General features: G+C 51.0%; 19 protein-coding genes. 8 read left to right on the forward strand and 11 right to left on the reverse strand.

Translation table 11 applies throughout. From position 1 onward, the window contains the following. The first annotated feature begins 175 nt into the window (after window positions 1-175). From ACR0B7_RS15140 to ACR0B7_RS15150, 3 genes are read left to right on the forward strand one after another with little or no spacing between them, the layout of a single operon-like run. The gene (locus tag ACR0B7_RS15140; RefSeq protein WP_480681887.1) at window positions 176-2,653 is read left to right on the forward strand and encodes a phospholipase D-like domain-containing protein; all 2,478 of its coding nucleotides are present in this window, start codon (window positions 176-178) and stop codon (window positions 2,651-2,653) included. Further along, a complete protein-coding gene (locus ACR0B7_RS15145) occupies window positions 2,650-4,275 on the forward strand; it encodes a hypothetical protein (RefSeq protein ID WP_480681889.1) in 1,626 nt (541 codons plus the stop codon). The genes ACR0B7_RS15140 and ACR0B7_RS15145 overlap by 4 nt, the downstream gene beginning before the upstream one ends. A gap of 52 nt (window positions 4,276-4,327) precedes the next feature. Next, window positions 4,328-5,905 (forward strand): DUF2062 domain-containing protein, encoded by a 1,578-nt coding sequence (locus ACR0B7_RS15150; RefSeq protein ID WP_480681891.1) that lies wholly within the window; start codon window positions 4,328-4,330, stop codon window positions 5,903-5,905. A gap of 572 nt (window positions 5,906-6,477) precedes the next feature. On the opposite strand, the gene ACR0B7_RS15155 is transcribed toward ACR0B7_RS15150, so the two are convergent. Then, complete coding sequence (locus tag ACR0B7_RS15155) at window positions 6,478-7,005, reverse strand: hypothetical protein (RefSeq protein ID WP_170576852.1); 528 nt, start codon at window positions 7,003-7,005, stop codon at window positions 6,478-6,480. Between the two features lie 813 nt (window positions 7,006-7,818). Between ACR0B7_RS15155 and ACR0B7_RS15160 the strand changes: the two genes are divergently transcribed. From ACR0B7_RS15160 to ACR0B7_RS15170, 3 genes are all read left to right on the forward strand, one after another. Further along, window positions 7,819-8,607, forward strand: coding sequence for a hypothetical protein (locus ACR0B7_RS15160; protein ID WP_170486079.1), 789 nt, complete (start codon window positions 7,819-7,821; stop codon window positions 8,605-8,607). 183 nt (window positions 8,608-8,790) lie between these two features. Then, window positions 8,791-9,480 carry a hypothetical protein gene (locus ACR0B7_RS15165; RefSeq protein WP_170576851.1) on the forward strand — a complete coding sequence of 230 codons (690 nt, stop codon included), beginning with the start codon at window positions 8,791-8,793 and terminating at the stop codon, window positions 9,478-9,480. 74 nt (window positions 9,481-9,554) lie between these two features. Beyond that, complete coding sequence (locus ACR0B7_RS15170) at window positions 9,555-9,803, forward strand: ParB N-terminal domain-containing protein (RefSeq protein ID WP_170353732.1); 249 nt, start codon at window positions 9,555-9,557, stop codon at window positions 9,801-9,803. Here ACR0B7_RS15170 and ACR0B7_RS15175 read toward each other — a convergent pair. From ACR0B7_RS15175 to ACR0B7_RS15185, 3 genes are all read right to left on the reverse strand, one after another. Beyond that, window positions 9,795-10,808 (reverse strand): fatty acid desaturase, encoded by a 1,014-nt coding sequence (locus ACR0B7_RS15175; RefSeq protein WP_174819312.1) that lies wholly within the window; start codon window positions 10,806-10,808, stop codon window positions 9,795-9,797. The two genes, ACR0B7_RS15170 and ACR0B7_RS15175, sit on opposite strands and share 9 nt — an antisense overlap. Window positions 10,809-10,880: 72 nt before the next feature. Beyond that, on the reverse strand, window positions 10,881-11,087 hold the full coding sequence (locus ACR0B7_RS15180; RefSeq protein WP_480681895.1) for a cold-shock protein: 207 nt from the start codon (window positions 11,085-11,087) through the stop codon (window positions 10,881-10,883). Between the two features lie 426 nt (window positions 11,088-11,513). After that, window positions 11,514-12,338, reverse strand: a complete 825-nt coding sequence (locus ACR0B7_RS15185) for a hypothetical protein (RefSeq protein ID WP_170408651.1) — start codon at window positions 12,336-12,338, stop codon at window positions 11,514-11,516. Window positions 12,339-12,459: 121 nt separating this feature from the next. On the opposite strand from ACR0B7_RS15185, the gene ACR0B7_RS15190 reads away from it, so the two are divergent. Beyond that, on the forward strand, window positions 12,460-13,035 hold the full coding sequence (locus tag ACR0B7_RS15190) for a hypothetical protein (protein ID WP_170576850.1): 576 nt from the start codon (window positions 12,460-12,462) through the stop codon (window positions 13,033-13,035). A 153-nt stretch (window positions 13,036-13,188) separates the two neighbouring features. Here the strand turns inward: ACR0B7_RS15190 and ACR0B7_RS15195 are convergent, their stop codons facing one another. Further along, a complete protein-coding gene (locus tag ACR0B7_RS15195; RefSeq protein WP_170486450.1) occupies window positions 13,189-14,121 on the reverse strand; it encodes an SdiA-regulated domain-containing protein in 933 nt (310 codons plus the stop codon). 181 nt (window positions 14,122-14,302) lie between these two features. Between ACR0B7_RS15195 and ACR0B7_RS15200 the strand changes: the two genes are divergently transcribed. Continuing rightward, the gene (locus ACR0B7_RS15200; RefSeq protein WP_170486449.1) at window positions 14,303-15,061 is read left to right on the forward strand and encodes a hypothetical protein; all 759 of its coding nucleotides are present in this window, start codon (window positions 14,303-14,305) and stop codon (window positions 15,059-15,061) included. Here the strand turns inward: ACR0B7_RS15200 and ACR0B7_RS15205 are convergent, their stop codons facing one another. From ACR0B7_RS15205 to ACR0B7_RS15230, 6 genes are all read right to left on the reverse strand, one after another. Next, window positions 15,062-15,931 (reverse strand): metallophosphoesterase, encoded by an 870-nt coding sequence (locus ACR0B7_RS15205; RefSeq protein WP_170576849.1) that lies wholly within the window; start codon window positions 15,929-15,931, stop codon window positions 15,062-15,064. Between the two features lie 61 nt (window positions 15,932-15,992). Beyond that, window positions 15,993-17,426, reverse strand: a complete 1,434-nt coding sequence (locus ACR0B7_RS15210; protein WP_170576848.1) for a hypothetical protein — start codon at window positions 17,424-17,426, stop codon at window positions 15,993-15,995. Window positions 17,427-17,445: 19 nt separating this feature from the next. Then, entirely contained in the window at window positions 17,446-18,090 is a 645-nt protein-coding gene (locus ACR0B7_RS15215; protein WP_170486446.1) for a protein-tyrosine phosphatase family protein, read from the reverse strand. A gap of 120 nt (window positions 18,091-18,210) precedes the next feature. Further along, complete coding sequence (locus ACR0B7_RS15220) at window positions 18,211-18,384, reverse strand: hypothetical protein (protein WP_480681899.1); 174 nt, start codon at window positions 18,382-18,384, stop codon at window positions 18,211-18,213. Window positions 18,385-18,426: 42 nt separating this feature from the next. After that, window positions 18,427-18,732, reverse strand: coding sequence for a hypothetical protein (locus tag ACR0B7_RS15225; protein WP_480681901.1), 306 nt, complete (start codon window positions 18,730-18,732; stop codon window positions 18,427-18,429). Window positions 18,733-18,787: 55 nt separating this feature from the next. Next, on the reverse strand, window positions 18,788-19,402 hold the full coding sequence (locus ACR0B7_RS15230) for a hypothetical protein (RefSeq protein ID WP_170576847.1): 615 nt from the start codon (window positions 19,400-19,402) through the stop codon (window positions 18,788-18,790). Between the last annotated feature and the right edge of the window lie 29 nt (window positions 19,403-19,431).

Here is a 19,431-nt window from a genome sequence, read left to right on the forward strand (position 1 = left end):
ACTGATGCGATCAGTAAACAGTTTCAGCCGACACGGTGGTAAGTTGATTTTCTGAGCCCCAGTCTTCGTTGGTACAACCTCTGGCGATATTCTTGCCAGGTCTTGGATTTTCTTTGACCGACTGCGGTCAAGATTGTAGCCATACTCAGGAACACACCCATAGGTGGTGGAAAGTTTGAAAACACAAAACACTGACAGTCTGCGCATTGTTGACTACCTGGGATCTGAGCGGTGGAAGCACGCGTTGTTTACCACCTACGCATTGAGTCTGAGTTACTTTGAATCGGAAGTTCTGAGACAATTATTGCAACAAGGATGCGATGATACTTGGCTGGTCTGTGACGCCCAAGGGTATCGTTCTTCACTTCTCGAGCGAAGATCAATGCGTGTTGGTCAAGAGTACCGCATTGTTCCGGTGGCGCTTCCAAACGGCATATTCCATCCCAAAGCAATCTACCTTGCCAATGACGAAGAGCATTTGCTGCTCGTTGGAAGCGGCAATATCACTTTCGGGGGACATGGAAAAAATGCCGAAGTCTTTGAAGCCCTGACGCCCCGAAAAAACCCAGAGGTGTTTAGGGATTTTGCCGAGTTTTTGGAAGCTCTCGGAAGCAACCCGCTTGCCAGAATCCCGAATAGAGCTTGGCTAGATGACTTCGCCCAAAGGGCTCGTCAGGCGGCAAGCATGAGTGTGGGCGACCAAGCTGTGCCGTTACAACTGATTCATCCAATGGAACGGACGGCAATTGAGCAGTTGTCCGAAGCAACTTCAGAGCTCGGCGGCTGTGCGGAGGTGAGAATTGTCTCACCCTACCATGATCCAGATGGAGAATCAGTTCAAAGCTTGCTGAATTCCGTTGGTGCCACTCGTGGAGGTATCGCGGTAACGGGCGATGTGGAGTCTCCTTTTCCATTTGAAGATGCTGAATCATGGCCGACGCCTGTCGCACCAACGAAACCGGAAATTGAAGGCAATCGCTTCGTGCACGCGAAATGGATGGAGTTCGACTGCTCAGCTGGCAGCCTTGTGTTTACTGGGAGCTTCAATGCAACGCGAAAAGCCCTGACCACAAATGACAATGTCGAACTGGGAGTTCTTCGCCGCGTAGAATCTGACGACCAACTACTGAACTGGTCATCTTGTGAGCCACCTGCCTTTGCGCCCAACAAGCGATATCCATCAGGACTCGGAAGTAACGAAATTGTTCATGCCAGTTTCGACAGGCACGACCCACAAAAACTGGTCGGACAGTTGATAACCCTCCGAGACTTGAACGGAAACTGGCGATTTCGCTTAACTCAGGCGGACGGGCTAGGTCATGAGGGCGAAGTAGAGCTCGCGCCGGATGGAACCTTCGAGATAATTGATCCCAAACTTGAGCCCTTTTCCGAACTTCCCGCATTGCAAATCGCGCTGCTTTGTGATGACCGCGAGGCTCGCGGGTGGGTCCACAACGAACTACTTCTAAACGTCGGAGCCAGGCGACGCCTGACAGCCGGTGCCCTCAGCCGTTTGATGCGTCGTGACGGAAACGACGACGATATTCAAGCTCTACTGGATTACCTAAGTATTTCTGCCGAAAAGCATTTACGCCTCTTCAGCTTGCCGATAGTTGCAACAAACAGTGACGCCAAGGGTGCATCCGATCCGCTAGACGCAGATCTGGTGCGCGTTCATCTTGATGCACTTTCTCCCACATCTGAATTGAACGAGGATCACATAGGGGTATCCGGACACGAGTTCGGAATGGGTGATCAGTTTGACGACGCTCTGGCGCGAGTCAGACGCATGATACTTGGGCACGGCAGGTCCAAATCAACCGCATCAAACGAGGGTTTGGCATCGTCAATTTTGGCCGAAGACGAAACGTCAGAATCTGACAAACAGACATCGGAGAAACTTGCCTACACGCTGGGTTTGAGGGACTTTGAAGCTGCTGTGGATCAGATGGTCGAAGAGTGCAACAAGCAACCTGAAAAGCTCCCAGGTCTATGCATCCTGAAGCTCGAGGTCGGCATGTGGATGAGGCTGCACCGTCTGGACGATAGTGACGATGCGCTGGAATTTTTAGGAGATTGGCTGCACCGCACAAGCTATATGTCCGTTCCCGGTTGGTTAGACGACAGAATGCTTGCCCAACATTTTGTTACCGGGACCGCAATATGTGCAGCGCTGGACAAATCATCAGAAGATACAGCCCAACTTGTCAGGTTACATGATGACTTGGAAAGATTTGCCAAGGGCTCGGTAAGTTTGGAGCAAGCTCGGACAAACCTAGTGGACGACATAACAATTGGCTTTGCTGGAGCCCTTGCGCAAGGGGAGCCAGAACTAGATTTGGAGGCGTCTCTCATAGATGTACTTGCTACGCGCACCCGCCGCCAGCAGTTGGCGGAAGCACTGGAGCTGCGTTATCTGGAGGAGACCGTACCCGATAACTGGCCGGTGTTTTCTTCGGCCTCCGGACAAGCGTTGTACAAATCGCTACTCAGAGCTGGTTGGGAGAAACGTGTAAAACAGGCGATTCAAAACTTCGCTGCATGCTCATTTTGCTACGCCAAGTTTCCAAGGCAGGAAGAAGCCGTGTTTTCCAGTGAACGTATTGGTCATTGTGTCCAGTGCAAGAAATTTTCTCTGGACTTGAACCCATGACTCTCACACTACCGAATGGACCGTTCTTTTTGCCGCCCAGAGATGGCGAGAACAGCGGTGTCGATTTCCTTGGTCTGCGGCAAACGAATTTGGATATGATGGCGGAAATGATTCCGTCCTTAAATAATGTGACAGACTACATACGCCCATTCGCGCTGTTGTCTTGGGTGTTTTGGAAATTTCCTCAGCTGTGCCGCGACGCCGGCATTGACGCGCCATCCCGCAAGGACATCGATCAGTTCAGAGAAAAGATCGAAATTTTGTTCTCATGGGGCGCAAGCTTGCATGAGACATCCGGGAGAATTCCTGGAACAGGGGCAACACCACCTCCTAGCCTACGCGATGGGAAGGTTGAACTTAGTTTTAGTGCTTGGAACCGTATCCCAAGTAGCACCAGTCTTATCGCGGCCCTTTGGTACGGTCCTGCGTCTAAGGCTGTAACAGGACTTGGCTTTCTTGCCCCGATTCCAGGGCGTCTGGGGTTTTTCCGTGTGACACCTTCCGGGAAACGTTTGGCAGAGGCTTTTGATGAGATCGTTCGCCAGGATGCGGACAGATACATGCGGATATTGGCCACACTCGACCAGACGGTGGCAACAGAACAGGACGCAACTGCTCTTTGGAGGATCTGGGCGCCGGAGGCTGTTTCTAGTACTGAAAGTAAAGTATTCTCAACCGCCCTCTACTCCGAAAACGATGTCGGCAACGATAGCCGGCTAGTCGACAAGAGAAGCACAACACTTGCGCTTATCATGCATCATTTAGGCCTTTCGTCGAGCGCATTGTCACCGCGTGAAATCCGACAAGGCATGGCCCTTTCGGTGCTGCCCAATGGTGAGCCGTATCTTCCGCCAGGACACTTGATCAAAGCTCGAGACAGTTGGTTGTCATTGCAACTCAGGCAACTCCAGCGCCTTTCAATGGAAAGCCTTCTTTCTTGGTGCGAAAGTCAGATTTTGGAGGCTCACGATAGCGATACCGACCAAATGGCAACGCAGTTTGCCGACGGGTGGCAATCAAAAGACAACGAGTTGAGTGCTCAAAACAGTGTTTCTGCGGCCTTGGAGCTACTGGGAGAACAGATCTCGAATGCCGGTGGCTTCTTAGGGGCAGTGCACGATTCCGCTATCCCTAACCCCTTTGTTCTAATAGATGAAATCCAAGAAAAGCTTCGTACTATTGATCGCGACATGGCAGTCTCGGCCTTTACGGGAGTTTTGCTTTGCGCTGCGTTCGCCGACGCTCCAAACCAAAATGAGAAAATGCTCTCTTTGGGCGGCCCTCAGCGGCTTTCGCTGTCCAGCTTGAGGCATCGTTTGGTCGCTATGGGCGATGCGCCGATAGAGGCGGCATTCAAGTATGTCATCGAAGCGCTAGTAATCAGCCAACACTTTGCGACCGCTGTAAATCGTTTCGACGGTCAAAGTCAGAGGCTTCGCCTAACCATAGAGGAGAATGGCCTCTCAACTTTGGTGAGTAGGCCGTGGCGACCAAACGTTACGGAGGATCGATTGCCAACGCTTTTGTCGTTGGCAGCACAAGCTGGATATCTGATGCAGGTGGATGGCAGTAAATTCACGCTTTCCAGTCGAGGTCAGGGCGGCTCAGCTTCATCAGACTAACTGAGGTAGCTTTTCTTTCACCACTTCGAGCAAGCGATCAGGAGCGTGTGGCTTGAACCAGAAAACTAAAAAAAAGCCATCATTTTCAATGAGGGCTGCGAATGCAACCGGACGTTCAACGCTGTTCTTAGCAAAAGTTGTCGGGAAAGCCGGTTGGACAATCGCCAAACCTGTGGGGCGCCATACAGGTAAGCTCGCTGTGAGAGGTGGTATGGTGGTTAAGGATCACGCCTCCGCAAAATTAGCTGAATTTGAGCTGCGACATACCAAGTTCACCCCAGAAAACTTCTTTGAGAAGGCAACAATCACGCTAGAAGATCTCGTTGATGCGCTTTTGAATGAGAAACGTGGAACCTCGGCAAGGATTGTAAGAGCGCTTTCAGTAAAATTAGGGGCTGCGGGGACAACAGCAGGTTTGTTTTCTATCGCGTCCGTTCTTGGCACGGCTAGTACAGGCACAGCAATTTCGTCTCTCTCTGGCGCGGCTTTCAACAACGCAGCGTTAGCGTGGATAGGCGGAAGCGTCGCAGCTGGCGGGTGGGTCGTTTTTGGTGCGGCCTTCTCCGGAGGTGCACTCGCGTACTTTGGTTCACGTCGGCTTGTCAGAAAATGGACAGGAAAGAGGCGTAAGAAAACGTCTCTGGATCCGCAAGAAATGCAGTTTGTCGAAACGTGTTTGATGTTGGCAACTGCTCTTCGTGAGCGAGCGTTGCAAGACGCTAAATTGGATCCACTTACGGCTCGAGCCCTGCATCTGAATCTTAAGCAAGATTTGCTCGAACAGCTGGACGTGTGCATCTCGAAAGTTGGAGATTGGCCAGACATTCCGCTTAGGCGGCTTGAAGGTCGTAAGACCGAAGTGGTTGATTTGTTCGACGCCTTGCCGACGATGCATCAACAATATCCGCCGAGACGAAAATCGTCGGCAGCGGCTCCAATAGTTGCCGGAATTGTTTCCGCTACAGTTTTGAAACTGATGTCTGAAACCATGTCTTCGTTTTCGGATGACGAGGAATTGGTACTCGAGGCGCTTCGTCGGTCGAATAGAAGTCTCGCTGAAGCTAGTGAAGTTGAACTGTCTGAATACGTGCGGGGGCTTTCCGTTGAGCAACTTGCCGGTCTCAAGAACAATGTGAAGGGAATTTACCACGAACTGGCGTTTCAGCGGCGGGAAAATCTCGACGGCGATGAGTACATTGTCGAGCTGTTCAACGACACCAACCATGCTGGAGCTGACGCCCGAATAGAAAATGTTTTAACCGGTGATGTATCCGAAGTTCAACTCAAGGCAACCAGCTATGCTTCATACGTGCGAGAACACAATGAGAGGTACGGCGACATCGAAGTGTTGGTGACCAGAGAAGTCGCTAAAACGTCGCCAGATTGGCGGTCGTCCGGGTTCAGCGATGCTGAGCTCACAGCTGACACCTCTTCAACTCTCAACAAGCTCTCGGATCGAGTCGAAGCTGGCATTGTTGACAGCATGGGGGTGGCTGCAATGGTGGCACTTGCTGCCAATGCAAAATCAATGTTGAAAGGCGAAGCTCTTTCGACAGAGGCCAAACAGAAAATCATCCAAGATGGGGTTGTCGCGGCAAGCGCTGCCGGGCTGGTGCAGCTGGTCATCTAGCATCTGAGTACTTTTCTGATCCACTGGCTTTTGAGACCTCGAGCTAGAGGTCCGATAGGGGAGAGGCGAATGAAGACTTGGTGCAACTCTTTCTTACATCTTGCGAATCCAGACGCACTTAATAATGGCCAGCCGCATCCCAGAGTTGATTCCTTTCAGGGCGGTGGTATGACAAGAGTCTGATTTGGGCGGGCGTGCAACTTTTTGGGCAAGTCTTGCAAAGTTATGCGCAAATGTCGCGTAAAGTTATGGGCGAAGACACCCGAATTTTCTAAACAAAATCAATGATGGCGATGCAGCGTTATGAGCGCACCTACATCTGATTGTAGGTGCGCCCATAGCTTTGCATTTCGCCCAAAGAGTTGCATTTTTAGCCCAAAACTTTGGGCGCATTAACCTTCAACTTTCTTGGTTCGAGGCTCCATATCTTCGGGTCTCATTCTTTGCTTGTTTCGCGCCATCGCCGTATTGCCGGGGAAGGTTTTCGGATGGCCGCTTCCAGCCCAAAGCGGACCTTCGCAACCAAGCTTTGCAAATTCCGAAATGCCAACCGAACAGACCTTTGTCCGAGGCTACACCCGATACCAGTTTTCAACTTCTCGGGCGGCTGCATCGACTGTAAAGGTAGTCTCTACCTCTGCGATTGCGTACTTTACTTCGTCTGAGCTAGCACTGAGTTCTAAGACGTTCGCATCCAGATCATGGGCTGATCCGGCATTTGAATAAATCGTATCGACCCCAATTCTAATGGCGTTTCGATGTTGCAGTAGGTGCTCAAAAAACCGCAAATAAATCATCTCCTCGTACGGAGAATGACTGTCCGCTTCAGAGATCAAACCCAATTCTGCGGCCTTGGTACACGTCAAACGCCAAGCCAGTTCCATTGTCGATGGAGGCGCATCTCTGGCCTCATCAGGGTGTTTTGGGTTCGCAAACGTAGACCTTCGGATGGCTTCGAGATTGGCGCGCAAACTCTTTGTAGGAACAGGATAGATGAAGGTGGTTGCCTCGGATGCTAAGGCTGGTTCAACCTGATCCGGCTGCGCCTGGATGAACTCGGAAAACCTGTTTCCGATGATAGGGACTTCACCGACAATCATGTCAGTGGGATCGGTAGTCTCTGTCAGCCATCGCGCTAGGGCTCTCCGGCCCCACAATCCGGCTGCCTTTCGGATCAACGGATGAGTTCCATCTGAAACATCTGGGTACTTTGCGAGTATGTCTTCGGTCTGAAACGCCGCGAGTCCTGTATCCCACCGCATGATATGTACGCGTCGTCCCAACGAGACCGAAATGGATATTTGCTGGCGCAACAGAAATGACTTTCCAGACGCTGGTAATCCAGTGAAGAAAACCATACGGCAACGACGTGCAGCGTCGGCGAGGTGTTTTCCAATCTCAGTGTCCGCAAAACTGTCGATAGAAATTGCGAATCTCCTAGTTCGGTGTCGGCAATAGGCTGGCGCGGCGAGCGTTCACCACCTCCAAGATTGTTGCCCAAGAAATCCGGCGATTTCACAGACGAATTGTCAACCTAAATTGCCCCAAAGTGAATTTTGCCTCTCAGTTATTCTCTTAACCACCTAATAACTCGCCGGTCTCAAAAATTGACCATTCCGCAGCACACGCTTCTTGACGAGCGTGCGTCCTTGACTCTTCACAGACTAGGAACGACAAGAGTGCATTGGTAAAAAATTACTCGCCGCCGCGATGCTGCCGGTTACGATAATCCAATGGCCTTCAGACTAATTGTAGCATGTGCCTCAGCATAGGAACGGGTTCCGCTGGGGTCTTCGCTATGAGCTCGTTCCTCGCAAGCATTTGCAACTGTCACCTGACGTGCTCCAGTCATCGCGTGACCCATGAAAGAAGGCGCAGTATGAACAACACATGGCTCTTAAATTGCGTGCTTGATGCCCGATAGATCAGGTCTCAGGCTCCGTGTCGACCATTCATTCATCGTGTTTGCTCGCTGCATTCTTTGTTTGATCCCGATACTTTTGGTGTTTCTCTCAGGAACGCAGCTTCCTGCTCAGGTCGCGGGCAATGCCGATGGGTCTGTTTGTGACGAAGGTTTCGAAAACAAGAACGGATCCTGCCAAAGAACAGACTTACCAGAAAACGCATTTTTGACGGGTAGCACCTATGGCAGCGGTTGGGAATGCAATCACGGTTTTCAGAATGTCGGAGAACTCTGTGAGGAAATAAGAGTTCCTGAAAATGCCTATCTTACATCAACAGGAGATCAGTGGGAGTGCAATCGGCTGTTCCAGCGTGTCGGAGAACTCTGTGAAGAAGTGATGGCACCTCAAAATGGATACGTCGAAACCCGGTTTGGCGTGCAGGAAATACACTGCAACTGGGGATTTCGTAAAGAGAACCAGGATTGTGTTGCGATAGATGTCCCGCGCAACGGCCGCCTGACTGACAAAAACAGCGCGGATGGTTGGGTGTGCATCAGAGGTTACAGGGCAGCGGATAGCGGCTGTGAGCCTGTGGCAGTTCCACAGCATGCATACCTCGCGCCTGAAACTTATTCCGGATGGAAATGCGAACGTGGTTTTCGCGCAAACCGGGACAAGTGCGTTGCGATCCTTGTCCCTTCAAACGCTCATTTGAATCGAAGAGGTGATGGTTGGGAATGTAACCGGCCGTTCACGAGACAGAACGACCAGTGCACCGAAAATGCGCCGCGACAATAAGTTAGCGGAAACCAAAGTCGCCTGACAAATCCGGAAGGACTAAGCCGTGAACTATAACTCGATTAACGAAAACCTGAGTAAAAGTCTCAAAGCCGAAAAGGCGCGTCGCCGGTCCTATGGGATTAAGTTATCTATTGCGTCAGCAGTGTGCGTTGCAGCGATAATTACCGTGGTGTTTCTCTGATGCGTAAAAATGCCCCTAAAGTAACTCTTACCAGTTCAAAGATGTCAGCTCATGGTCTGGAACAAAGAGCGTTTCAGGACCGCAGTGTTCGTAAGTCGCGGAACGCTGACGTATCAGGAGTGATTGAGGAAGAATTTGGAAAGTACTTGATTAAGGCTGGCGTTCTGAGCGGCAATAGTGTTGCACGGGCATTTCCCAAGCCGCCGGCTAAAACGCAGGCAATGATTGCCGACGCAGTTGGAGAAACACCAGCATTGGCCATTGAGGCCTTAAAAGAAATTCTCGAAGAACGAGACAGAAAGCGTAGCGGTCAACGCCGTTTGGAGGGAAACTCCGGCACCTTCGTTCCTAGTGAAAGAGAATATGCAGAGGCATTACGCCAGATCAGGCTCACCGCCGCGCAGGTCACATTGCTCAAAGCACTTACAATCGCAGGCAAGGACGGTCTGACCATTGGTCACTTGTCTCAGGCGGCCGGTTACAAATCGCGCGAGGCCTCAATCAAGGTCTTTAAGAAAATCGGTCTATTGATTGCGGAGTATCTAGAGCTCGAACTTCCCGAAGGCGGATCGGTACAGAATGATGGCGCCGCTCAGGTCCTGGCATTTTCTCACATCGAAAGTGACGACGAGCCAGCAACTTGGATTATGCATCAGGAACTGCGCGACGCTGTTCGTTCGGTTCTATGACGTACGTTACAGCCCCAGCTCCTGTAGCGAACTTCGAACCGGAACAAATGCACGAAAGGTTGCTCACGTAGCTTATGTTGGAGAAAAGACCATATCCGCTCGACCTGATCTATGTACCTGTGAAACGGGCGAAAACGCTTGATCAACAAAAAGTTCTGACGCTGGCCGAAGATATCCTGAAGAATGGCCAGAAGACCCCGATCCAGATACGCGCTGACAACAAAAGGTTCGTGCTGATTGAAGGTCTTCACCGACTAGAGGCTATCCGCGCCCTCGGCGGTGATACTATTGAAGCCTATTTGGTCCGCGCCAGACTACACTAAGCTCTTTTTGGGATTGGCGTTTGACAAGGCCTCTGAAAAGGTCATCAGGCGCTGACTTTTTTCATCCCAAAGATGCAATCGCGCACAATGAAGGCTCTGATATAGAGTAATACGCTGGCAGTTTTCCAACTCAGAATGGTCACGCAAAACTTCGTTTAGCCGATAGAACGGTATGCGGCTGGCGAGGTGGTGAACATGGTGCACACCAATGTTGCCAGAGAACCACCGCAAGATGCCAGGCAAGGCATAGTGAGAACTACCATAGAACGCGGCGTTCTGAAGGTTCCAGCCCTCTTCCCGGTCCCAGGTCGTGTGTTCGAACTGGTGTTGAATGTAGAAAAGCCAAATACCAATCGATGATGCGACAATCACGGTTGGCAGGAAAACACACGCCACCACCTCAAAGCCTCCGGCCCATAAAATCAGAGCCAAGAACCCTGCAATTGCGGCGTTTGTTCCCATCGCACTTGCCCAATACAGCCAGCCCGACCGCATGAAGCCAACAGGTAAGCGGTATTGAATAAAGAACGTATAGATCGGCGCAACACCGAACAGGAAGACGGGGTTCCGGGTCAGACGATACGCGGCACGCCCGAACCAATTCCGTTTCAGGTATTCCTCAATGGTCAATGTAGGGATGTCACCCATACCACGCCGATCAAGGTTACCGGTTGAGGCATGGTGAATCGCATGGCTTTGCCGCCAAACGTCATAAGGTGTAACGGTAAGAGCACCCAGAACCCGGCCAGTCCAATTGCATGCGCTGCGGCTTCTAAAGAAAGATCCATGACCACAATCATGCATGATGATGAAGATACGGACCAGAAATGCGGCATTCAGGATGGCCAGCAATATTGCGATCCAGACGCTAAATGACAACGCAAACCACGCTAGGGCCCATAGCGCGAATAAGGGGAAAACAGTGATCGCAAGTTCAAAAACACTGCGCTTCGCATCGGGCACACGGTATTGCGCGAGCACCCGCGTCCAGTCTTTAGGTTGCAACTTACTTGGTCTCCGACGGCCTATTGTCGCCCATTGTTCAAACGGGCACCCTTATGGGGTGCCCGCAAAAGGTCAGGCGAGTGTCAGATTGGCGGCGCTTTCGCGTCCGTCACGGCCAGCCTCGACGTCAAAAGTAACCTTTTGGCCGTCTTTCAATTCGCTAAGGCCGGAACGTTCAACTGCTGAGATATGCACGAACACGTCGCGCTTGCCATCTTCAGGCTCGATAAAGCCAAAACCTTTGGTTGAGTTGAACCATTTTACTGTGCCATTTGCCATGGTGGAAGTCTCCTAATACGTGCCGCCCGCATCATTGCGGCGACTCGGCGTGGTCGGTCTGAATCGAAAGACTGAACGCCGAATTGGGGAGACAGCAGGTCGAAAAAGAAAAACGTAAGCCTCGTGTATATGGACTTCGACTACGCACGATACAAGCCTTGATGCTTTGGCGGACAACAGAGAATTTGAGCCTGTCTGGCTTAGAACTAGGCAAGTCGAGGTGAAACCGTTGCTCTTCGATCCAAACTTGAAGGTGGCTTGGGTCAGCGGCACAGAAGACTAACGATCATTTTTGGGATATTAACCTGCTGCATACGAGACAGCGATAAGCGTCCGTTTTGGTGCCTTAGCGAGACTTTGCAAAGTCCGCTTTCTGCGCATTGCAGACCTTCGCGCACGGCATAACACCCAACATTAGAGAGTGCATCATCCCAGAACTTTTAGATCTTTTGGTGCGAGCCGACTTTTCTCCGGCAATGTCCCAAATTTAATTCCTTCGATTTCGAGTTTGTCTCGTATCGCTACAAGTTCACCCAGTTTGTACTCAGATTGCTCAGGAACAACGTATAGTACTTGAGGAACCTTTCTCAAAAGAAGTGCTGCTCTTGCCAGTTGGTCAATCAAGTAGCCAGGATCAATTCTATTCCTCGGGCCTTTGATCTCAATCGCCGCAAAAGGCTCCGAGCCTTTGTATACGATTAAGTCTGTGGCAAGAGGCTCGAACGTTCTGCCTTCTCGAACAGTCAAATTTTCCACATTGAAGATGTCACTAGTGTTCTGTTTGAAAAGCATTTTTGCGTTTACTTCGAAGTCTCGGGCTCTTCGCTGGCCGCCAAAACCACCTCTAGCAATCACGACCGCAGGCTTCTCCGCCAATCGAACTTCATCAAGAATAGACTTAGTTTCCGCCTGAGATAACTCCCCTGAAAGAACGGCATCAGCTATCTCTTTGGATTTCCTAGGGTCATACCGATCTATCCTTGAAAGCAAAATAACTTGCATCATGGCCAGCCAGTCGGGCTTTGATTCAAAAAGATCGGGTCGGTTCTGTTCTAACCATTTCGCCGCGGACATCGGATTGCGAAGGCTTGCAGGCTTTGTGCCTCTAATAGCGGCAACGCTTTGGAGTGCATCGTCCGGAAACGCGTACCCGCAGGCTTGGCTGTCTTGGACAACGCGATTCAGCCACGCTCCGAGGGCAATCCAGTTTTCAGTTTTGGCCAAATCTTGAAATTCGTCTTCAGTCATCATCGGTCGCAATCATTTTATTCGCATCGAGCCCATTGCCAATGCGAATGGATGCATGTATAGAGCCCGTATGAGGATAGATCGACACGCACCCCCGACGGCCCGACGCGTTCACAAGCGCGGAATGAAAAAACGCGCTGGCAAAATGTCTGGCGTCAAGTTCCCAGGCGTCATTCAGCTCGAAAGCCAAATGGAAGCAGCACTGGTTCGTTGCATGCAGGTCGACCCTCGTGTGGTCTCGCTTAAGCCACAGCCTTGCACAATCGACATGGGAACCGGAAGAGCATTTGCAAACAAAGAAGCGGCGCTAGAGGCTTATGAAGGGCGTCGGTACAGGCCTAAGCTTTATACACCAGACCTAGAAGTCACACTTGTCGACGGCCGTTTGTTCTACTTGGACGCCAAGCACAGCGCTCACATAGATAAGAAACCTGAGTACCTGGACTATCCTTCACTTCTTGCCGAAGTCGGAATCTCGCTTGTCATTGTAACTGAGTCCTTATTGCAGGGGCCGATTGATCGAAATGCTTGGCTGCTATTGCAAGGACAAGCCGAAGAGACCGCCCCTAAACTTGCAAGCAAAATAGCGTGTCTCAAACAGCAACGTGTGACGTTCAAAGAACTAAGAGAGAACATTGGCATCCCCCAAGCGAAGATTCTTCGCCTTATTCTTGATGGCTATTGTGGTTCGCATGTGTGAACCTGACTCTACTCGAATATATTGATGGGTGATGTTTTTAAGAAACACAGTGAACAGAACGCAGATTTACTTAATATGCCGCACATACGACGGCGCTCAATTACACAACCCTGCTTTTCAACAAGTTAGAGTAGAGAACTAGTAGAACAGTCCTCACAATTCCGGTTGCTCAAAAACATAAAGCCGCGATTTCTTGGCATCGTCTGTCAGGATATAGAGAAGCCCTCTGGTTTCATCGAGGGCGATCCCTTCGGGATGTTTAACTTCTTTTTGTTTTCCATCTTCTGTGAACGTCAAACTGATAGACTTTACGGACTTGGACTCTGGATTGTAGACGAAGATCTGACGGCTTTTGTCACTCACAATCCAAAGAGAACGCGAGGACCGGGACCATGCCAGGCCACTCAAATCCAGTTCATCATCATCTACACGCTCGGAGATAAAACCTGCATCGCGGGCTAAAGGAATGATCTCAATAATTTCGTCTAGCTCTGGCGATAACACCATTAACAACCTTGGTTGTCCCTCAATGCCAACGAAGACCCGCCCGGATTCCGGGTCAACGGCGATGCCTTCGGGTCCCTTGTTCAATGGGTTGCCGACGAGTAATGCAGCGGCGGTCGGGTAACCTTTAAGAGATGCGAGAGGTATTGTCGTCAGTTGAATGGGGTCAGTTGGGTGAACGACTAGGATTGATCGGTCAGTTTCTTGAAGCACCAAAACAGACCCATCTTTTCGAGGTGCAACACCCTCCAAATCTGATCCTGCCAATGCTGGTAACTTGAAAGAGTTTCCTAATACCCCGTCGACTCCGAGTAGGTGCAGTTTAGGTTCGGCATCACTTACAGACCACAAGAAGCCTTCAGCGTTAGACATTGCCAAACCGGAAGGCTCTGAAAATCCCTCTGATTTGTCTGCCACCTTGAATTTATCGACCAGAACCAAACCAGCACTTTCAGCGTAGGCAAAATCGGTCCAAGGCAAGAAGGCTGCCGCAACCAAGCTGGCCGTAAAAGCGAGTCGTCTAAGTTTGCAGAAACACCGTGAAATTTCAGCTTTTGACGAAAACACTCTGTTTTCTGTCATTGGATTCTCTCGCGCTTGGACCACATCCCTGTATCAGCGTTCGTATCACAGTCCGGATACGATGTCCGAAGAATGCACTGTAATCTCTTTACCTGATCCCGCCTGTTGCGATTGAATTGAATAGGGCACGATGTGCTTTTGTTAAGCTTAAGCCTTTGGCTTGAGCAGGAAGGAAGACAAGTTGAATACGACCCTCACACTTGTGACCGTGTTGTTGATGCTGCTGTTGCCAGGTGCTGCGGTGTCACAAGTCGACCCTGCGACGATGCTGGCCGGGGCTTCGGGGTCAGAAATCGTTATCGAACGCCGGTGGACGCAGTTTCGTGGCAAACAGGAACTGTATTTCTTTACTCTCGATGTGATCGTCACGATCATTCTGGCTGGCTTGATCGTTTATCACCCTGTGAGGCGGAGAGCCCGTAGAAGTGTCAGCGATATCGTCATGCCAAGGCTTTTCTTTCTGTATGCGCTTATCGGCATGGCGGTTGGTTTTCTGGTAGTTCAGCACGGGTCAATGATTGGTTTCGTTATCTTTGGCATCGGCGCGTTGCTCAGGTTCCGCTCCAATCTGGATGATCCGGTCGATACAGTCGAAATGATAATCGTAACGGTTCTTGGTCTTGCGGTTGGTTTGGGCTTGCCGCTGATGGCCACACTGGTGGCGATTGTGTGTTGGTGTTTCATTTGGCTCGGAGGGCGAAACAAGGGCGTGGAAATTTCGCTCAAGGCCACAGACGAAGAGCACTCGTTGAAAGTCAGCGGAGACATTGAAGCCATGGCCGCAGACGCTGGCTGGAAGCTTGTCAGAAAACACCACGTTCCCGGCAAATCTCGCGTTTCATTGCTTTTCATCACCTCGGGTGGACTTTCGGAAGCCCGGATAGAAGAGATGATAAACGACATGGTTCCTGAAAAAGTTGAACTGAAGCTCAACCTCTAGTCATTTGACAAGGTCCAAACGTTTCAACACCGCGTTCGGGGATCTGATCTCTTTCGGAAGCGACTTGAAGTTTACCGACCTTTCGAAATCAGGTCCTCGATATACTGCTATCCCAAATTCTCCGTTTGGCTGGAATGTAACATGAGTGAAGCTATGAGGTGATCTGGCGTTATCGCCAATAAGCCGCCGCGGGCCACCGCCCAAGCAAGCCTGGGAGACATAAGCCACGCCGTCTTTCCAGCCTGGGTAGAAGGCATGATGGTGGCCTGAAAGGTGCAGAACGACACCGCTTTCCAGGTAGATCTTTTCAAGTGTTGGGTCACCGATGATTTCGCGTTCGCGCTGAATCGCGAAGGGCCAGAGTGGGAGGTGACTGAAAGTGACAATCGGGTCTCCATTTGCGCCCAGTTCCTCAAGTCTGTCCTGCTGGTCGCCGGATAGAGGTCCCAAGGTCGTAGCGTCCAAAGACGCAAACGTTACGCCCTGCATCTCAAAAGCGTAGAAGAACGGGTAGTCATCCGAAACCAGAAAATCGACGTCTGGTTTTCTCGGAGTCCATTCCTCTGCGTATATTTTTCTTTCACGCTCGAACCCACTGTAGGCGGAGGCATCATGGTTTCCAGGCGTGACCGCAAATGGAATTCCGGCAGCCGCTAGAGGATCTGATACGGCCACGTGAAACGCATTCCACATCTCCCTGACCTGTTTGTCGGACAAGTTGGGAATGCGCTGTCCCGCAACCATATCTCCGGTCGAAATAACCAGATCTGGATCAATCTCGACTATCCGCTCAATCGCTTTGTCGACGCGGGCATCGTATCTTACCGAACCATAGCTTCCGTTCAGATCCGATATGACGATAACATCCAATGCCACCGCTTTGCAGGCGATCAGAGCGGTCCAAATGAACGCCGCAAAAAGGGTGGAAAGCTTACGGGGCATTACAGTCCACAGCCTCTACCTCGGTGTCGTTTCTCAAAAAGAATGCGACAGGATCCAAGTCGAACATCAAATCGCCATTTGAACAATTGCTCTGGAGGATGCCCGTTGCCAGCGCAGTATTTTTGACAACTTGTGCAATCTGACTGTCTGACAACCCAAAGCTTTGCGATAGCCAGTCATAGACTGGGCCTTGGGTTTGAAGGTCACTATTCAATGCAACCAAGCGCCGATATGTGCTTGGAGAGAAGTGGCGAATTTTCTCCAGCATTTGAGTAGATTTCGCGAAGTTGGCATACTCGACACGCCCGCCAGCATCGTTGTCGTTTAGATTGCTGCGACGGATCAATAACGCGTCCGCGGGAACGTCTCCATCGTTTGGCTCATGGTGCTTGGCTTTCTTATGCTTCAGTTCTCCGTCTTCGACCCAATACCAATAGGGTGTGAAGTCAATGTTTCCCACGCGGTCCTGCTGGCTAAAGATGAAATCGAGGAGCACGATCTCTGTAAGTTCTTGCATCCAAAATCCCATCTGTTGGTCGCTGACATCGGGGCCGAGATCCTTGTTGATCATTCGGTCTTTTCGGCCTTCTTTAACGCCCTCTGCAATGGCTTCTGACAAGGGTTTCGAAGACCGCAAGGCCAAGAAAGCAGGAGTTTCCTGAAAATCGCGGTTTTGACCTTTTCCCCACCCAGATTTGCGTGTGCCGTTGATTTCCGAACCGTATCGATGCCCAGGACTATCAAGCAGTACACCGTATATTTGCATTCGATCTGCGGTGAATAGATCATCGGTCGGTTGGTATGAGTTCGGGTCAGCATCCGCAGCTGCAAAGACCCGCCAGCCTTCATGGTTCATGCGCCCGCCGCGAGAGCCACCAGAAATCGCAAGGCCAGGCTCTGCGACCTCTGAAAAATGCGCCTGGGCGTCCATGCTGCGCCAAACGGCGACAGGAACTTTGACAGTAGTGTCGAAATATCGGGAGAAATGATAGTAAAGCAGCGACGAGGTGGAAAAGGTTCCACTGGTGCCCTTTTGGTTCATGGTGGATTTGAATTTGGCCACCCTGTCCTTGGCCAGATCTTTTGCTGCCTTCCCCTCTTTGCAAGCGTTTCTCTCGAATTCAGAACGGTTCCCCACGTAGGGTCCTTCCGAAATATCGTAGACGGCCATTCCTGGACTGGTGCTCCAGGTTTTAGGACAAATAGCAATTTCGGAGGCATAGAAATCGATCTCGCAATAGGTAGTTTCTTCCTCAAGATCGCTTTTCTTATACTCGCCCGTTGGAACTTTTTCGATCCGAATACAGCGTTCAGTAACGCCGTTGGGACTATCAAATGTCGTGGCTTCACCGATAACATCGTCGTTCGCCCACAAGACAGTGGGCGCAATGAGAGCAAGTGACCACAGAAGATTGAACTTCATTTGGATAGTCCTCCCAAAATCATTTAGGGCAAATCGCTGCCTGTTGTTCGGTGGAGATCTTCAATTTGGGGTCGACGCTGAAGTTGGAGAACTTTGAATCAATCCACTGGTCGCATCCGCCTGAACATGGGGCCCCGTTTCGGGCATCATTCCAATATTCCTTGGCCCTTTCCTCCGTCCAACCGCAAAACTGAACGAGCGCCATTGCCGACAATGCACCCGAGGAATGAACGCCCCACATGCAGTGCACCAGGACAGGACCCTTTCCAGGGTTTTTAATCACCTCGTGTATGGACGCCATGACAGCATCGGGTCGGGAGGATCTGGCGCCTTGATAGTCAAAGGATCCGTTTCCGCAACTGGTGCGACCGTATTCAGTGTTTTTGCCGAAGTCCGCATAAAACCCGGTTGAAAACCCCTCATCACACAAAGCTTCGCGTTGTCCTTCACTCAGGCCCGTTCGCCCCTTGTCGCCGCCTTTGAAACCAGAGCGATACAACACTCCGCTCAATACGGGTCGAAAGAAAGCGACGCCATCAACACCTCCATCGCCGCCCTTTGATAGCATTTGACTGTTGCTTGGACCGCCGTTTCGGCTTGTTACGTCGGAATTCGCAGCGGTTGCGAGAACACCAATGAATATGAGGGACGTCAAAAACCGCATGTCAGTTCCTTTCTTTTCTCACGCGCCATATTCTCACACGCTTCACACTTGGTGGTCTGTTGGAGAGGCTCATTCTCGGCAGCTATATCGAGTGGAGGATAATCTTTCTGCCGTGAAGCTTTAAATCGGCCACACCAGATTGACGATAAAGACGACCACGAAGTAGGCCAGAAAAACTTTCCAGTTCAATTGGTGTTTGTTTTCTTCGTTGATCACGCCGGCCGATTTCATTGCCAGGTTTGTGATAACTAGAGCGGCAATAATGACCGCCGCATGTGCCAGGTCGAAATGCAAACTAGAGCTCCCTTATGCAGATGTTAGTTAGATGAAAATGTGTCAGCAGTCACCTGATGGCAGCATAGCGACATCTGAGTACCTTCCATCAGATGTCGTGATCCGAGCACATGCACCAGTATCCTTGTTAAACCAGTACGAGGTCAGCCCTTCGCTTCGGATGAGTTCAAATCCGAGACTTTGGATGCCCATTTCAGCTTGGCCCGCTCTTGCCCCTTCAAATGACGAAAGATCGCTAGAGCTGCCCACAGTTGGTGCACTTGCATCCACTGATCCACCACTGCCGTCGCATGCTGCAAGCGCAGTAATACACGCCGTGCCGATCACCAATAGGACCTTGGGTTTCATCTGTTTTTCCCTCGCTTTTTTTTGGACTTGCGTTCCAGGGTTTCTGATTGATCACCTATTCAATTCCGAAAATGACGTTGTAGTCGATTGAAGAGTTGCTGGGATTGATAACCTCCACAACATGATCACCGGATTGCCAAAGCTGTCCGCGATACTCCTTGTCCGCTGACATCAACCCCAACAGTTCAGATCCATCGGGGTTACGAATGACGTAGTCCAAGGAGCCATTTCGCGGCGCAACGCGAACGTAAAGGAACTGTTCGTTTTTGGCACCGAGAACATATTTCTGCGACGCTCCGGGCGCGAGTTGGCCGACAAGTTCAGCGCCAGTGGAACCGGCATCGAATTTGACACGTTGGCTGCCAGTAGACCCGGCCGCGCCTGCCATGGCTCCTCCGCCATCATCCATCGCTTCGACAACCGACATCTCGCCGATGCTTCCATCCTGGTGCGCGATGCAGCGCCAAAGTGTTCCGCCTGCGTCACGTAGCATGACGAGCGTGCCCGCTTCTGAGAACTCTGAGCTTTCAATCGTACCTGATTGACCGTCTGGTCCTCCAACCTGTCGCAAATGATCGATACACGCGTCGTCTGCTTCAGACATTGCAAACGAAGCCGTGCCTGCGATTGCGAACATCGGTGCGAGTAATTTGAGTACAGCGAATTTCATCAGATGGTCCCTTGCTGGCTAATCCTTGG

The sequence above is a fragment of the Ruegeria sp. BB6 genome (assembly GCF_056539385.1).

Coding starts and splice junctions, on each gene's coding strand:
- ACR0B7_RS15210 (WP_170576848.1), bottom strand. CDS start 17,426: ATGAAGTTCAATCTTCTGTGGTCACTTGCTCTCATTGCGCCCACTGTC.
- ACR0B7_RS15160 (WP_170486079.1), top strand. CDS start 7,819: ATGCCCGATAGATCAGGTCTCAGGCTCCGTGTCGACCATTCATTCATC.
- ACR0B7_RS15145 (WP_480681889.1), top strand. CDS start 2,650: ATGACTCTCACACTACCGAATGGACCGTTCTTTTTGCCGCCCAGAGAT.
- ACR0B7_RS15215 (WP_170486446.1), bottom strand. CDS start 18,090: ATGCGGTTTTTGACGTCCCTCATATTCATTGGTGTTCTCGCAACCGCT.
- ACR0B7_RS15165 (WP_170576851.1), top strand. CDS start 8,791: ATGCGTAAAAATGCCCCTAAAGTAACTCTTACCAGTTCAAAGATGTCA.
- ACR0B7_RS15185 (WP_170408651.1), bottom strand. CDS start 12,338: ATGATGACTGAAGACGAATTTCAAGATTTGGCCAAAACTGAAAACTGG.
- ACR0B7_RS15190 (WP_170576850.1), top strand. CDS start 12,460: ATGAAAAAACGCGCTGGCAAAATGTCTGGCGTCAAGTTCCCAGGCGTC.
- ACR0B7_RS15170 (WP_170353732.1), top strand. CDS start 9,555: ATGTTGGAGAAAAGACCATATCCGCTCGACCTGATCTATGTACCTGTG.
- ACR0B7_RS15230 (WP_170576847.1), bottom strand. CDS start 19,402: ATGAAATTCGCTGTACTCAAATTACTCGCACCGATGTTCGCAATCGCA.
- ACR0B7_RS15180 (WP_480681895.1), bottom strand. CDS start 11,087: ATGGCAAATGGCACAGTAAAATGGTTCAACTCAACCAAAGGTTTTGGC.
- ACR0B7_RS15225 (WP_480681901.1), bottom strand. CDS start 18,732: ATGAAACCCAAGGTCCTATTGGTGATCGGCACGGCGTGTATTACTGCG.
- ACR0B7_RS15155 (WP_170576852.1), bottom strand. CDS start 7,005: ATGATTGTCGGTGAAGTCCCTATCATCGGAAACAGGTTTTCCGAGTTC.
- ACR0B7_RS15195 (WP_170486450.1), bottom strand. CDS start 14,121: ATGACAGAAAACAGAGTGTTTTCGTCAAAAGCTGAAATTTCACGGTGT.